This window comes from Microbacterium sp. NIBRBAC000506063 (assembly GCF_017968845.1).
In the GTDB taxonomy this organism is placed as follows: Bacteria; Actinomycetota; Actinomycetes; order Actinomycetales; family Microbacteriaceae; genus Microbacterium.
The window spans coordinates 269864-284811 of sequence record NZ_CP072876.1 but is presented as its reverse complement, the minus strand read 5'-3'; the positions used below and the strand labels follow the sequence as shown (position 1 = coordinate 284811).

9 protein-coding genes and 3 pseudogenes are annotated in these 14948 nt (G+C 71.2%); 7 read left to right on the top strand and 5 right to left on the bottom strand.

What is annotated here, in order from left to right; translation table 11 throughout:
- Nucleotides 1-49: 49 nt before the first annotated feature.
- On the bottom strand, nt 50-175 hold the full coding sequence (locus KAE78_RS17120) for a hypothetical protein (RefSeq protein ID WP_262927706.1): 126 nt from the start codon (nt 173-175) through the stop codon (nt 50-52).
- Between the two features lie 234 nt (nt 176-409).
- On the opposite strand from KAE78_RS17120, the gene KAE78_RS01605 reads away from it, so the two are divergent.
- Nucleotides 410-1030, top strand: a complete 621-nt coding sequence (locus tag KAE78_RS01605) for a 50S ribosomal protein L25/general stress protein Ctc (protein ID WP_223171478.1) — start codon at nt 410-412, stop codon at nt 1028-1030.
- Between the two features lie 104 nt (nt 1031-1134).
- Nucleotides 1135-1715 (top strand): annotated as a pseudogene (pth, locus tag KAE78_RS01600) (aminoacyl-tRNA hydrolase).
- A 131-nt stretch (nt 1716-1846) separates the two neighbouring features.
- Here pth and KAE78_RS01595 read toward each other — a convergent pair.
- Complete coding sequence (locus KAE78_RS01595) at nt 1847-2374, bottom strand: hypothetical protein (protein WP_223171477.1); 528 nt, start codon at nt 2372-2374, stop codon at nt 1847-1849.
- A 41-nt stretch (nt 2375-2415) separates the two neighbouring features.
- Here KAE78_RS01595 and mfd point away from each other — a divergent pair, with 41 nt between their 5' ends.
- Complete coding sequence (gene mfd / locus KAE78_RS01590) at nt 2416-6003, top strand: transcription-repair coupling factor (RefSeq protein ID WP_223171476.1); 3588 nt, start codon at nt 2416-2418, stop codon at nt 6001-6003.
- A 4-nt stretch (nt 6004-6007) separates the two neighbouring features.
- On the opposite strand, the gene KAE78_RS18200 is transcribed toward mfd, so the two are convergent.
- From KAE78_RS18200 to KAE78_RS01575, 3 genes and pseudogenes are all read right to left on the bottom strand, one after another.
- The gene (locus KAE78_RS18200; RefSeq protein WP_317451816.1) at nt 6008-6595 is read right to left on the bottom strand and encodes a hypothetical protein; all 588 of its coding nucleotides are present in this window, start codon (nt 6593-6595) and stop codon (nt 6008-6010) included.
- A gap of 142 nt (nt 6596-6737) precedes the next feature.
- Nucleotides 6738-8139, bottom strand: a pseudogene (gene gdhA, locus KAE78_RS01580) (NADP-specific glutamate dehydrogenase).
- A gap of 69 nt (nt 8140-8208) precedes the next feature.
- Nucleotides 8209-10802 (bottom strand): annotated as a pseudogene (locus KAE78_RS01575) (phosphoenolpyruvate carboxylase).
- Nucleotides 10803-10932: 130 nt separating this feature from the next.
- Here KAE78_RS01575 and nhaA point away from each other — a divergent pair.
- From nhaA to KAE78_RS01555, 4 genes are all read left to right on the top strand, one after another.
- Nucleotides 10933-12108: a Na+/H+ antiporter NhaA gene (gene nhaA / locus KAE78_RS01570; protein WP_223171475.1), complete on the top strand. Its 1176-nt coding sequence runs from the start codon at nt 10933-10935 to the stop codon at nt 12106-12108.
- Complete coding sequence (locus tag KAE78_RS01565) at nt 12105-12752, top strand: MazG family protein (protein ID WP_317451815.1); 648 nt, start codon at nt 12105-12107, stop codon at nt 12750-12752. Before nhaA ends, KAE78_RS01565 begins: the two co-directional genes overlap by 4 nt.
- A gap of 7 nt (nt 12753-12759) precedes the next feature.
- Nucleotides 12760-14109 (top strand): histidine--tRNA ligase, encoded by a 1350-nt coding sequence (locus KAE78_RS01560; protein WP_223171473.1) that lies wholly within the window; start codon nt 12760-12762, stop codon nt 14107-14109.
- Nucleotides 14110-14289: 180 nt separating this feature from the next.
- The gene (locus KAE78_RS01555) at nt 14290-14943 is read left to right on the top strand and encodes an SGNH/GDSL hydrolase family protein (RefSeq protein WP_223171472.1); all 654 of its coding nucleotides are present in this window, start codon (nt 14290-14292) and stop codon (nt 14941-14943) included.
- Nucleotides 14944-14948 lie beyond the last annotated feature (5 nt).

The window sequence follows — 14948 nt, the reverse complement described above, 5'->3', positions numbered from 1 at the left end:
CGGAGTCGGCGTGCCGAAGGTGACGGATGTTGTCACCGGGCGCCGGTGATCAGTCCTTGCGGTAACCGCCGCGACCCATCGAGACGAGGGCGCCGGTGACGACCACCGTGGTGCACAGCACCATCCCGCTGATGACCCAGAGGACGACGTGGGAGAGGGCGGCGGCGTCGAGCACGGTCGGGCTCCTGATCTGTGGCGCGGATGACGGTGTCTTCAGCCTATCTGGTCTTCCGGTACGATAGAGGCAGTTCCTCGGCGAGGGAAGCGTGCGCGTGCGCACAGTTCTTCCGTGATCGACGCGGCGATGCGGGCCCCGCTGCTCGCCTCACGCGTCTGCGTTCGAGGCGACAATCCCATAGACCACCACGCGGGCATCACCTGTCGCCGCGCGTGTCCTGAAGGAGAACTCATGTCTGAAAACGAAAAGGTCGTCGCGGAGTTCCGCGAGAACTTCGGCAAGGGCTTCGCCCGGCGTCTGCGCGCCGCGGGCAAGATCCCTGCCGTGATCTACGGCCACGGCACCGAGCCCAAGCACGTGGCTCTGCCCGGCCACCAGGTCTCGCTCATCATCCGTCACGCCAACGCGCTGCTCGACCTCGACATCGAGGGCACCCCCGAGCTCGCGCTGGTGAAGGACGTCCAGCGCGACCCGGTGCACCAGGTCATCGAGCACATCGACCTCCTCGTCGTGAAGAAGGGCGAGAAGATCCAGGTCAGCGTCCCGGTCACGGTCACCGGCGAGTCCTTCGCCGGCACCATCGTCACCCAGGACGCCACCTCGATCCTCGTCGAGGTCGAGGCGACCCACATCCCCGAGCACTTCGAGGTGTCGGTCGAAGGACTCGAGGAGGGCGCCCACATCACCGCCGGCGACGTCGAGCTCCCCAAGGGTGCGACCCTGGTCGTCGACCCCGAGACGCTCATCGTCGCCGTGTCGGTGCCGGCCGCCCCGGTACTGGAGGACGAGGCCGCCGAGGCTCCGGCGGAGGCCGCGGAAGAGGCTCCCGCCGAGGAAGAGGCAGCGGAGTAGTCCGAGCCGTTTTTCACAGAGGGACGCGACGGGTTCGCGTCCCCTCTGTCGTGTCTTGCGGTCGCATCCCGCTGCCGCGATCATGATCTGAGAGAGGGAACCCGATGGCTGACACCTGGCTCGTCGTGGGCCTGGGAAACCCCGGTCCGCGGTATGCGGCGACCCGTCACAACGTCGGTCAGTTCGTCACGGACGAGCTCGCCTCACGCCGCGGCGAGTCGTATCGTGAGCACAAGGCCGGTGCGCGGGTCGTCGAGACCTTGCTGCGCCCGGGCGGTGCGAAGATCGTGCTGGCGAAGCCGAACTCCTTCATGAACGTCTCGGGGCGACCCGTGGCCGCTCTCGCGCGGTTCTATTCGGTGCCACCCGAGCGGCTCATCGTCGTGCACGACGAGCTGGACATCCCCTTCGACAGCGTCAAGCTCAAGAAGGGGGCGGCCACGGCGGCCACAACGGCGTGCGCGACATCGCCGCAGCCTTGTCGACGCCGGAGTTCCTGCGTGTGCGCGTCGGCGTCGGTCGTCCTCCGGGCCGCCAGGATCCGGCCGACTGGGTGCTCTCGCCGTTCGCCTCGGCCGAGCGGGAGAACCTTCCGATCCTCGTGTCGGATGCCGCCGATGCCGTCGAGACGATCATCGACGAGGGTCTTCTGGCGGCGCAGCAGAAGCACCACGCCCCGCGCTGAGCGGGGCGCAGGCTCAGCGGGGCGCGTACCTCAGAAACCGTAGCCCTGGGTGACCGCGCCGGCGGCGCCGCCGATGCCGAGCGCGAAGACCAGTACGAAGAAGAAGGCCATCGGCGCCACCACCGCGACGATCACGGCGCCGATGCCCTGCCCGCGCCCACGTCTGCGGGCGATCGCGATGATGCCCTGCACGAGCGCCCAGACGCCCAGCACGGTGCCGACCCAGAAGGCGATCTCTGCCCACAGCACCTGCATGCGGACGGGGCGAGCATGGCGAGGTCGTCGACCGGCGAGGTCTCGATGAACTCGGGGTCGATCGCGCCCAGGCGCATCCCCATCTCGAAGCCGGCGACACCGCCGACGACGCTCGGGACGATCAGGGCGATGAGGGCGAGGATGAGCGCCCAGACTCCGATGGCCGAGGAGGCCTTGGGGGAGACAGGGGTCGGAGGCGTGTACGGTCCGCCGACGCCGTGATAACCGGTCGGCCCCGCGGCATAGGCGCCGGCGGGCGGCGAATAGACGGGCGGCTGTCCTTGCGGCGGCTGCGGGAAGCCCTGCGGCGGCAGCGCGTGCTGGCCGCCCGAGGGAGCGCTCGACTGGCCGAACGGCGGATAGGGCGCCTGCGGGACGGGCGGGGGCAGCTGGGGATCGCTCACGCCCCCATCCTATGCGCGGCGTCCCCCAGTAGACTCGTGCGGTGACTGTGCCCGGGATCCTGCGCGCCCTGAAAGAGGCGGACTCGTTCCGCGACGCCCTCACCTGGGCCCGCACCGACGGAGATCTCACACTCGTCGACGGCCTCGACGCGCCCACCCTCGCCGGGCTCCTCGAACGGCGTGCGGAGGCCGGTCTTCCCGCCGCGCTGCTCGCCATCGTGCCCACGGGTCGCCGGGCCGAGTCCCTGGCCGGCGCACTCGGCGACATCGTCCCGGATGCCGAGATCCTCACCTTCCCCGCCTGGGAGACCCTGCCCCATGAACGACTGAGCCCGAGCCCCGACACGGTCGGTCAGCGGCTGCAGACGCTGCGACGGATCGCGGCACGGGATCGGAGCAGGCCGCTCGTGGTCGTGGCATCCGTGCGCGCGGCGCTGCAGCCGATCGCCGCAGGCCTCGGCGACGCCGAGCCGATCGTACTGGCCGCGGGCGCACGAGGCTTCGACCTCGCCGAGATCGCCGAGCGTCTGGTCGAGCTCGCCTACACGCGGGTGGACATGGTCTCCCGGCGTGGCGAGTTCGCCCTGCGCGGCGGCATCCTGGACGTCTTCCCTCCCGTGGCCGAGCACCCCTCCCGGGTGGAGTTCTTCGGCGACGAGGTCGAGCAGATCCGTGCCTTCTCCGTCGCCGATCAGCGTTCGCTGCCCGAGGAGGTCACCGAGGTCGCCCTGCCGCCGAGCCGGGAGCTGCTGCTGACCGGCGAGGTGCGCGAGCGCGCACGCGGTCTCGTCCCGAAGCTCCCCGCCCTCGCCGGGATGCTCGAGAAGATGGCCGAGGGGATCCCGGTCGAGGGCATGGAGTCGCTCCTGCCCCTCGTGGCGGGCCCGCTCGTGTCGCTGGTCGAGTATCTCCCCATGCGATCCGCGGTCGCGCTCCTGGACCCGGAGCGGTCCACGGCCCGTGCCGCCACGCTCGGCGAGACGAACCGCGAGTTCCTCGACGCCGCCTGGAGCGCGGCCACCTCCGGTGCCGAGGCGCCCATCGACCGGGACTCGTTGAGCTCCGCGGGTCTGGATGCGGGCGACTTCCTCACGATCCCGGAGCTGCGCGAGGTCGTGCACGGCCGCGAGGGCGTCTGGTGGAATCTCAGCGCCTTCGACGCCGGCGACGACGACACCCCGAGCATCCCCGCGGGAGTCATCCCTTCGTTCCACGGCAACGTCGATGGCGCGATCGCCTACGTCGCCGACCTGCTCCGTGAGGGCTGGCGGGTCGTGGTCGTCGCATCCGGCACCGGCCTCGTCGACCGTGCGCGCGACGTGCTGTCCGAGCGGGAGGTGGCGGCGCGGATCGTGGACTCCCTCGATGAGGCTCCGGATGCCGGCATCGCCACGCTCGTCCTCGGCACGCTCGAGTCGGGGTTCCGCTTCGACGAGGCCGGGCTCGCCGTGCTCACCGAGAACGAGTTCTACGGGCGCACGATCGGCGGCGACCAGCGGGTCGTGCGCAAGCTCGCCTCGCGCCGTCGCAACGTCGTCGACCCTCTGCAGCTGAAGAACGGCGACCACGTCGTCCATGCCACGCACGGTATCGGACGCTTCGTCGAGCTGACCCAGCGCGAGGTGTCCACGGGCGGTCGCAACGCGACGAAGTCCACTCGCGACTACCTCGTGCTCGAGTACTCGCCCTCCAAGCGCGGGTACCCGGGCGACAAGCTGTACGTGCCCACTGACCAGCTCGACCTGTTGTCGAAGTACGTCGGCGGTGAGGCGCCGACGCTGTCGAAGATGGGCGGCAGCGACTGGGCCGCGGCCAAGGGCAAGGCGCGCCGCGCCGTGCGCGACATCGCTGTCGAGCTCGTGAAGCTCTACTCGGCGCGGATGGCGGCCAAGGGCCACGCCTTCGGCCCCGACACCCCGTGGCAGCGTGAGCTCGAGGAGGCCTTCCCCTTCGCCGAGACCCCGGATCAGCTCCAGACGATCGACGAGATCAAGGCCGACATGGAGCGGCAGGTGCCCATGGATCGACTGCTGTCGGGCGACGTCGGCTTCGGCAAGACCGAGGTCGCGGTGCGCGCGGCGTTCAAGGCGATCCAGGACGGCAAGCAGGTCGCGATGCTCGTGCCGACGACGCTCCTGGTCAAGCAGCACCTGGAGACGTTCACCGAGCGCTTCGCCGGATTCCCCGTCAAGGTGCGTCCGCTCTCGCGTTTCCAGACCGACAAGGAGGCGCGCCTGACGCTGCAGGGGCTCCTCGACGGCTCGATCGACATGGTCATCGGCACGCATCGCATCCTCACCGACCAGGTCCTGTTCAAAGACCTCGGGCTCCTCATCATCGACGAGGAGCAGCGCTTCGGCGTCGAGCACAAGGATGCGCTGAAGAAGCTCAAGACCAACGTCGACATCCTCGCGATGAGCGCGACCCCGATCCCGCGGACGCTGGAGATGGCGGTCACCGGCATCCGCGAGATGTCGACGCTGGCGACACCGCCGGAGGACCGGCATCCGATCCTCTCCTTCGTGGGCCCCAAGAACGACAAGCAGGTCGCCGCGGCGATCCGGCGCGAGATCCTGCGCGAGGGGCAGGTCTTCTACGTGCACAACCGGGTGAAGTCGATCCAGCGGGTCGCGAGCGAGATCGCCGAGCTCGTGCCGGAGGCGCGGGTCGCCGTCGCGCACGGGCAGATGGGCGAGCACCAGCTCGAGCAGGTCGTCGACGACTTCTGGGAGCGCAAGTTCGATGTGCTGGTGTGCACGACGATCGTCGAGACGGGCCTGGACATCTCCAACGCCAACACGATCATCATCGACCGTGCCGACCGCTACGGACTCAGCCAGCTCCACCAGCTGCGCGGACGTGTGGGCCGCGGGCGCGAGCGCGCCTATGCGTACTTCCTCTACGACGACGTCAAGCCGCTGAGCGAGACCGCTGCCGACCGGCTGCAGACGATCGCCGTCAACAACGATCTCGGCTCGGGAATGCAGGTCGCGCTCAAGGACCTCGAGCTGCGCGGCGCCGGGAACCTGCTGGGCGCCGAACAGGCCGGGCACATCGCCGGCGTCGGCTTCGATCTGTATCTCCGGATGATCGGGGAGGCGGTGGCGACCTTCCGCGGCGAGGAGACCGAGACCGGCACGGAGCTCCGGCTCGAGCTTCCGGTGGATGCGCGCATCCCCGAGGACTACATCGACAGCGAGAGACTGCGCCTGGAGGCGTACCAGAAGCTCTCGGCGGCCGCTGCCGCGACCGCGACCGACGACGCGATCGATCTCGTCGTCGAAGAGCTGACCGACCGCTACGGGGCACCGCCGGCCGAGGTCGCCGGCCTCGTGGCCGTCGCCCGGCTGCGTCGCCGCGCCGCGAAAGCCGGGCTCAGCGACGTCGTCGCGATGGGGCAGAACCTGCGGCTGGCACCGGCGCGCCTGCCCGACTCGATGAAGGTGCGCCTGCAGCGTCTGTATCCGAACGCGAAGCTGCTCGCCGCCGGTGAGGCGCTCGTGGTGCCGATTCCCCGCCCGCACGGCGAGCCGCTGTCCGACGCAGACCTCATCGCCTGGGTCGGCCAGCTCTTCACGGCGCTGTGGCCGGAGCCGGTCGCCGCGGCATCCGACACCTCCGGCGCGTGACGCGCTAGCCTGGCGGCATGCAGTTCGAGCACCTCGGGGCCCGGCCCCGCATCCACGACACCGCCGTCGTCGCGCCCACCGCCGTCATCTCGGGCGACGTCGAGATCGGACCGGGCTGCCAGGTGCTGCACGGCGCCGTGATCACCGCCGAAGGCGGGCCGATCGTGCTCGGCGAGCATGTGATCGTCATGGAGAACGCCCTGGTTCGGGCGACGGCCGCCAACGCCGTGCACATCGGCCGCAACTCGCTGCTGGGCACGCTGTCCTCGGTCGCCGGCGCCGACATCGGCGAGGAGTGCTTCCTGGCATCCGGCGCCCGCGTCTTCAACGGCGCCCGCGTCGGCGCGCGCAGCGAGATCCGCGTGAACGCGATCGTGCACCGGCGCGCCGCACTGCCGGAGGCGACCGTGGTCCCGATCGGCTGGGTCGCGGTGGGGATCCGGTCCAGCTCCTCTCGCCCGACCGCGCCGAGGAGATCGCCCAGGCACAGCCCGAGCTCGACTTCCCCGGCTACGTCTTCGGGGTCGACCGCGAGACGCCCGATCTCATGGTGCAGCTCACCGAGCGCTACGCGCAGTCGCTGGCCCGTCACGCCGACGACCGCCGGATCGACTAGTCACCGCTCGCATCCGGCATCCGGCCCGTTGCAGATGTCGGATGCGGTTGCAGATGCCGGAGGGATCACGCGGATTCCTCCGACATCCGTGACAGGATCCTGCGGATGCGCCGTGCGATCAGATGACGCCCTGGGCGAGCATCGCCGCGGCGACCCGCTCGAAGCCGGCGCAGTTCGCGCCGACGACGTAGTCGCCGGGGGAGCCGAAGCGCTCGGCGGCCTGGAACGAGGCCTCGTGCACGTCGGCCATGATGTCGCGCAGGCGCTGCTCGCTGTCGGCGAAGCTCCAGCGCTGCCGGGAGGCGTTCTGGCTCATCTCCAGCGCGGAGGTCGCCACGCCGCCGGCGTTGGCCGCCTTGCCGGGGGCGAAGAGCACGCCCGCCTTCTGGAAGGCATGGATCGCATCCGGCGTGCAGGGCATGTTCGCGCCCTCGGACACGGCGCGCACGCCGCCGGCGATGAGCGCCTCGGCATCGTCGCCGTTGAGCTCGTTCTGGGTCGCCGAGGGGACGGCGATGTCGACCGGAACCTCCCAGACCCGGCCGCCCTCGACGAAGCGGGCGCCGGACCGGCGGTTCGCGTACTCGACGATGCGGGCGCGCTCGACCTCCTTGATCTGCCGGAGCAGCGCCAGGTCGATGCCGGCATCGTCGACGACGTAGCCGGAGGAGTCGGATGCCGTCACGGCCTTCGCCCCCAGCTGCGTGGCCTTCTCGATCGCGTAGATCGCGACGTTTCCGGAGCCGGAGACGCCGACCCGCTTCCCCTCGAGCGACTCGCCGTGCACGGCGAGCATCTCCTGCGCGAAGAACACCGCGCCGTACCCGGTCGCTTCGGTGCGCACCTCGGCGCCGCCCACCCGGTGCCCTTGCCGGTGAACATGCCGGACTCGTGGCGGTTGGTGACCTTGCGGTACTGGCCGAACAGGTAGCCGATCTCACGGGCGCCGACGCCGATGTCGCCGGCAGGAACGTCGGTGTGCTCGCCGAGATGGCGGTACAGCTCGTTCATGAACGACTGGCAGAAGCGCATGACCTCGGCATCCGAGCGTCCGTGCGGATCGAAGTCGCTGCCGCCCTTGCCGCCGCCGATGCCCTGGCCGGTGAGCGCGTTCTTGAAGATCTGCTCGAAGCCGAGGAACTTGATGATCGACAGGTTCACCGAGGGGTGGAAGCGCAGGCCGCCCTTGTAGGGCCGAGCACCGAGGAGAACTGGATGCGGTAGCCGCGATTGACGTGCAGACGCCCCTCGTCGTCGACCCAGGGCACCCGGAACATGATCTGACGCTCGGGCTCCACCAGGCGCTCCAGGATGCCGCCCTCGACGTACTCGGGGTGCTGCTCGAGCACCGGCGAGATGGAGTGCAGGACCTCGTGCACGGCCTGATGGAACTCGGGCTCGTGAGGGCTGCGGGCGAGGACGGATTCGAAGACCGGCTGGGCGGCTTCGGCGAGCGGGGGAAGGCGGTGGTCTCGGTCACGCGGAAGCGGCTTTCTGACGAAGGAGAGGTGCGAGGCGATCGTGTCGCGCGCGGATACGCCGGTTCGGGCGGGGATTTTCACTCTACCGGTCGTCGGCGCAGGGCGGATTCAGCCGGTGTTCTGAAGGCCCGCCGCGACGCCGGAGACCGACAGCAGCAGGAGCCGCTGCAGTTCGGGATCGGCGTCCGCCCCTGCCTCGCCGGCACGGAGCGCGCGCAGGGCGCGCAGCTGCAGCAGCGAGAGCGCGTCGACGTAGGGGCTGCGCAGGTGCACGGCCCGCTGCAGGACGGGCTTGTCGCCGAGGAGGTCGCCGCCCCCGGTGAGACGGATCACCCAGGTGCGGGTGAGCGCGAGCTCGTCGAGGACGAGCTGTGCGAGGTCGGGGCGGTCGCCGAGGGCGAGATAGCGGGCGGCGATGCGCTCGTCGGTCTTGGCGAGGCTCATCGCGACGTTGTCGACCATGGTGCGCAGCAGCGGCCACTGCGCGTAGGCCTCGCTGAGCAGCTCCTCGTCGCCGACCGCCTCGAGCGCGGTGCCCAGGCCGAACCAGCCGGCGAGGTTGATGCGCGCCTGCGTCCACGCGAACACCCATGGGATGGCGCGGAGGTCCTCGAGCGACTCGACGGAGAGACCGCGGCGGGCGGGGCGCGAACCGAGGGCGAGCATGCCCAGCTCCTCCATGGGGGTGACCGTGGCGAACCACGGGGCGAACCCCTCGGCCTTCACGAGCGAGAAGAAGCGTTCGCGGGAGGCCGCGTCCATCGTGGTGGCGACATCCGCGTACCGCGCGGCGGCGCCACTCGTGCGCGCCTCCGACGACGGAGCGGAGGCCAGCAGCGTCGCGGCCGCCACCTGCTCGATGTGCCGCATCGCGATGGCAGGCTCGCCGTAGCGGGCGAAGATGACCTCGCCCTGCTCGGTGAGCTTGAACCTGCCGTCGACCGAGTGCGGCGGCTGGGCGAGGATCGCCGAGTTCGCCGGGCCCCCGCCGCGGCCCAGCGCGCCGCCGCGGCCGTGGAAGAGGGTCAGTCGGATGCCGGCATCCGCCGCCCACTGCGCGATCTGTGCCTGCGCCTCGTACAGCGCGAGGTTCGCCGCGACCGGTCCGACGTCCTTGGAGGAGTCGGAGTAGCCGAGCATGACCTCCAGCTGCCCGCCCGTGGCCTCCAGACGCACGGCGTACTCGGGGCGCGTGACGACCTCGGCGAGGATGGCGGGCGCCGCCTGCAGATCGGCGAAGGTCTCGAACAGGGGGACGACGTCGAGCACCGGACCGTCGCCGTCGGGGAAGGCGAAGGCGGCGAGGCGGTGCACGGTCGTGAGATCGTCGGCCGACTGGGTGAAGGAGACGACGTAGCGTCCCGCCGCCCGCGGGCCGTAGGTGCGCTGGATATGTGCGATCGCGCGGAAGACCTCCAGCACCTCCTCCGTCTCGGCGCTGCGCTCGCCGCCGTTCTCGAGCTCGGCGAGGGCGCGGGCGTGCACCTGCGAGTGTTGGCGCACCTCGAGCTCCGTCAGATGGAACCCGTAGGTCTCCACCTGCCACATCAGGTGCTGGAGACCACCGAAGGCGTGGCGGCGGGCTCCGGCATCCGACAGGGAGTCCTGCACGTGACGCAGGTCGGAGAGCAGCTCCTCGGGGCCGGCGTAGGCGAGCGCCGCATCACCGCGCCGTGTGGCGGCCACGCGCTGTGCCGCGGCGAGCACCACCCGGCGATGCGGTTCTCCGGGGGAGCGCGAGGCGAGCTCTCCGGCGGCGTCCGGCGCCGCGGCGGAGAACCGCGCCCAGATCTCCTGCACCCCGGCGCTCGGAGGCGTGGCCTCCTCGTCGAGGGTGAGCGTCCGGCCGATGCGCTCGAGGGCGCGCTCGAGCCCGCGCAGCACGTGCTCGGCGGCGATGTCGGCCGCCTCACGGGTGAGGTCGCTGGTCACGAAGGGGTTCCCGTCGCGGTCGCCGCCCACCCATGAGCCGACGCGGACGAACGCGGGCACGATCGGCGCGCTCGCGCCCGACTCCTCGCCCCGCAGCGCGTCGTCGATGCGACGGTAGACGTGGGGACGGCCGTGAACAGGGTCTCGTCGAAGACCGACATGACCGTGCGGACCTCATCGGTCGGCGAGGGTTTCTGCGCGCGGAGAGGCGCGGTGCGCCAGAGGGTGTCGATCTCCTCCAGCATCCGTCGCGTCGCACGGCGTTCGGCCGCCCCGCCCTCGCTCGCGGCATCGTGCTCGGTCAGCAGCTCCGACAGGCGCCGGATGCTCGTGGACACCGCCCGGCGGCGGGCCTCGGTCGGATGCGCGGTGAAGACGGGATGGAAGCGCAGTGCGCCCAGGCGCTGGACGGCCGCCTCCTCGCCGATCTCGGCGCGCAGCTGCGCGTAGGCCGCCTCGACCGTGTCTGTCGCGTTCTCGCGGCCGGGCTTGCCGGCGCGCTCGCGCAGGATCCGCACCCGGTGGTGCTCCTCGGCGAGGTTGGCCAGGTGGAAGTAGCAGGTGAAGGCGCGGGCGACCTCGTCGGCGCGGGCGATCGTGAAGGACTCGGCGATCTGCACGGCCCGGTCGAAGGCTTCCGGCGTCTCGACGTCGTAGGCCTGGATCGTCGCCAGGCGCAGGCGCTCGACGTCGTCGAACAGGCCGGGGCTCCCCGATTCGCGCAGGACCTGGCCGAGGAGCGCGCCGAGCATGCGCACATCGTCGCGCATGGCCTCGGGGGTGTCTCGGCCGGCTTCGTGGCGGGCGATGACGCGGATGGCTTCCGTGGGGTGGGATCGCTGGTCACCCTTCGAGAGTAGTGGGATCCGATGCCACTACCGCACGCCTGCGCGGCCTAGCATGGGCGGGGTGAGCCCTACGCAGAACCCTCTTCGCACGCAGCAGTTCCCCGCGATCCTGCTGCTGGTGGCCGCCGGGCTCGGTCTCCTCGCCGCGAACACGCCGCTGCACGCCCCCATCGCCGGCGTCCTCGATGCGCACATTGCGGTCCCCGGCACCGGGATCGATCTGTCGGTCGCGCACTGGATCTCCGACGGGCTGCTGGCGATCTTCTTCTTCGTCGTGGCGATGGAGCTCGTGTACGAGCTCACCCGGGGCGAGCTGAACAGCATGCGCCGGGCCCTGCAGCCGGCGATCGCCGCGGCCGGCGGCGTGATCGTCCCGATCGCGGTCTATCTCTTCCTCGCCGGGGGCGCTGAGACCGCGCACGGCTGGCCCATCCCGACGGCCACCGACATCGCCTTCGCCCTCGGCGTGCTCGCCGTCTTCGGCAAGGGTCTTCCCTCGGGCGTGCGCATCTTCCTGCTTGCGCTCGCGATCCTCGACGACATCGTCGGCATCGTGTTCATCGCGATCCTGTTCGCCCAGGATCTGAACGCGATCGCGTTGGGCCTGGGGGTGCTGACCACAATCGCCTTCGGCGTGCTCAGCCGGATGCTGGGGGAGCGGCGCCGGCCGCTCGTGGTCACGGCAATGCTCATCCTCGGCGTCGTGACCTGGGGTCTCATCGTGAGCTCCGGCGTGCACGCGACGATCGCCGGGGTGCTCCTGGGCCTGGCGATGGCGCAGTCCCCGGCGATGCGCACGCGATTCGCGCTGGAGCCCTGGGTGAACGGAGCGATCCTGCCGGTCTTCGCCTTCTCCGCGGCCTTCGTCGTGGTCCCGCAGGTCTCGCTCGGCGATCTGTCTCCGGCGTTCTGGGCGATCACCGTGGCGCTCCCGCTCGGAAAGATCATCGGGATCGCGGGCTTCGGCTGGATCGCGATGCGCATCCGTCCGCGCGGCACGCCGCCCGCGCTCGTGTTCCCGGACCTGCTCGCGGCGGGCGCCCTCGGCGGGATCGGGTTCACCGTCTCGCTCCTGCTGGCCAACCTGGCGTTCGCCACGGATGCCGCCACGCGCGATCAGGCGATCCTCGGCGTCCTCGCCGGCTCCCTCATCGCCCTGATGCTGTGCGCCGCGCTCGTCTCGGCGCGGGCGGCCTCCTACCGGCGACGCGCGGAGGCGAGCTCATGACCGGGGATCGCGATCCGCTCCGGGAAGCGGCCGAGACCATGCGGGCTGTGAGAGAGAGGTGCGTCTGGTCGCAGCAGATCACGCATCGCGACCTCGTGCCCTATCTCATCGAGGAGGCGCACGAGCTCATCGACGCGGTGGAGGACGGCTCCCGCGCCGATCTGCGCGAGGAGCTCGGCGACCTGCTGTGGCAGGTGCTGTTCCATGCCGCCGTCGCCGCACAGGACCCGGACGACCCCTTCGACATCGACGATGTCGCCCGCACACTGACCGAGAAGATGGTGCGCCGGCATCCGCACGTCTTCGCCGGCGAGGTCGCCCGCACCCCCGAAGAGGTGCTCGTGCACTGGAATGCGGCGAAGGCGGCCGAGAAGCGCGAGCGCCGCAGCGCCCTGGACGGAGTGCCCCGGGGGATGCCGGCACTCGCCCTCGCGCAGAAGCTGCTGGGCAGGGCGGCGTCGGTCGGCGTCTCTCGTGAGCCGGCCGCCGGACCGCAGTCCGAGGCAGAGCTGGGCGACGCCCTGCTCGCGCTCGTCGCCGAGGCGCGCACCCGGGGCTGGGACGCCGAGCGCGCCCTCCGCGAGCGCCTGCGCGCCCTGGAGGACGAGGTGCGTGCGGCGGAGCGAAGCTCCGACCTGGAATGATGGACCCGTGGCAAACGTGAACCCGCCGCGCGGCATGCGCGACATCCTCCCCGGTGACAAGTCCCGTCGCGAGCGCGTGCTCGCCGTCATCCGCGACCGTTACCGCGCCCACGGCTTCGACGAGATCGAGGCGCCCGTGCTGGAGGAGTACTCGCGTCTGCACGCGGGGATCGGCGGCGACAACGAGAAGCTCGCCTACAACGTGCTGCGCCGCGGGCTCGACGCCGACAAGATCCGCGCGGCGGCCGACGACCCGGCCGCCCTCTCCGATCTGGGCCTGCGCTACGACCTGACCGTGCCGTTGGCGCGCTTCTACGCGAGCAACCGCGGGCAGCTGCCGGGCGTCTTCCGGGCGATCCAGATCGGTCCGGTCTGGCGCGCGGAGCGCCCGCAGAAGGGCCGTTACCGCCAGTTCGTCCAGTGCGACATCGACATCATCGGCGACGACTCGGCGCGCGCCGAGGCCGAGCTGTTGGTCGCCTCGTTGGACGCGTTGGACGCGCTCGGCCTGGACGGCGGCAGCATCCGCATCAACGACCGGCGGGTGCTGGACTGGATGCTCGACTCCTTCGGCTTCGCCGCCTCCGAGCGGCCGGGCGTGCTCATCACGATCGACAAGCTCGACAAGATCGGCCCCGACGGCGTGGTCGCCGAGCTCGCCGAGCGCGGGCCACGGCATCCGCGGTGGAGGCCTTCGGCGCGTTCCTGCGCCGCCCGCAGACCCTCGAGTACCGTCCCTACGGCGAGGGTCAGATCCGCAAGGCGCTCCCGGAGGGCGCGCCGGAGGAGATCGTCGCGCACCTGGTCGCGCTCGGCGAGGCGGTGCGCGCGGCACGCCCTTCGACAAGCTCAGGGACCGCGACGAGCGCGGGGTCGAGTTCGACATCCCGCTCGCCTTCGATCCCTTCCTCGTGCGGGGATGGGCTACTACACCGGCACGATCTTCGAGGTCGCCCACCCGAGCGTCGACTACTCGCTCGGCGGCGGCGGCCGCTATGACGGCATGATCGGTCGCTTCCTCGGGCAGGACGCTTCGGCGGCGCTCAGCGCAGGGGTGCCCGCGGTCGGATTCTCCCTCGGCTTCGAGCGTCTCGTCGACCTCGTCGCCCTCGGCGAGGATGCCGGGGCGGATGCCGTCGTCCTCGTCCACGACGCCGATGTGCCCCTCGCGGAGCTCGCTGCGCACAAGACGGCGCTGCTGGGCGCGCTCGGTCCGGGCGCCCGCGTGCGGCTGGAGCGGCGCGCCAAGAACATGAAGGCGCTACTGGAGCGCGCGGCATCCGATGGCTACACGGCCTTCGCCACGCTGTCTGCGGGCACCGCCCCCGGAGACCTGGAGACCAAGCCGCTGTCCTGATCGTTCCGACCGCGGTTCACCCCGCGTTCACGCGGAGACGGTGTCATCGAGGCATGAGGTTTGCGCGGGCGGTCGCTCTCCTGGTCGCGGCGCTGGCCGTGCTGCTGCTCGGAGTGCGGATCGGGCTCGGCCGGCAGGCGGCGATCGCCCGGCGTCGCATCGGCAAACCGCTCGGCGAGGATGCGATCCCCGCCGATCGCATCTGGCGGCGCGCGCTCGAGGGGATCCGATCGACTTGCTGCTCCTGGGCGACTCGCTCGCCGCGGGCCTGGGGCCACGCGCCGCAAGGACACCCTGGGCGGCCGGCTGGCGCGCAAGCTCGCCCGTCGGATGCGGCGCCCCGTGCGCCTGCGCACGGCCGCGGTCGTCGGCGCCGAGTCCGGTGACCTGCCCGCGCAGCTCGCGACCCTCGCCGACGAGTACGCGGCCGATGTGGCCGTCATCGTCGTCGGCGGGAACGACGTCACCCATCGGGTTCCCCTCTCCGCCTCGGTGGCGCACCTGCAGGAGACGATCGCGCAGCTGCGCTCGCGCGGCACGGAGGTCGTGGTGGGGACCTGCCCGGATCTGCGCGCGCTCCGGCCCGTGCCGCAGCCCCTCCGGAGCCTCGCGGCACGGTGGTCCCGCCAGCTCGCCGCCGCGCAGGCGATCGCCGTCGCCCGGGAGGGTGCGACCGCGGTCGACCTCCGTCGCAGCGTCGGGCCCCTTTTCCTCGCTCAGCCCAACGAGATGTTCAGCATGGACCGCTTCCACCCCAGCGCCCTCGGATACCGGCGCATGGCCGAGGCGCTCCTGCCCGCGCTCGTGGCGGCACTGCGGACGCCTGACCGCTGAGTCGA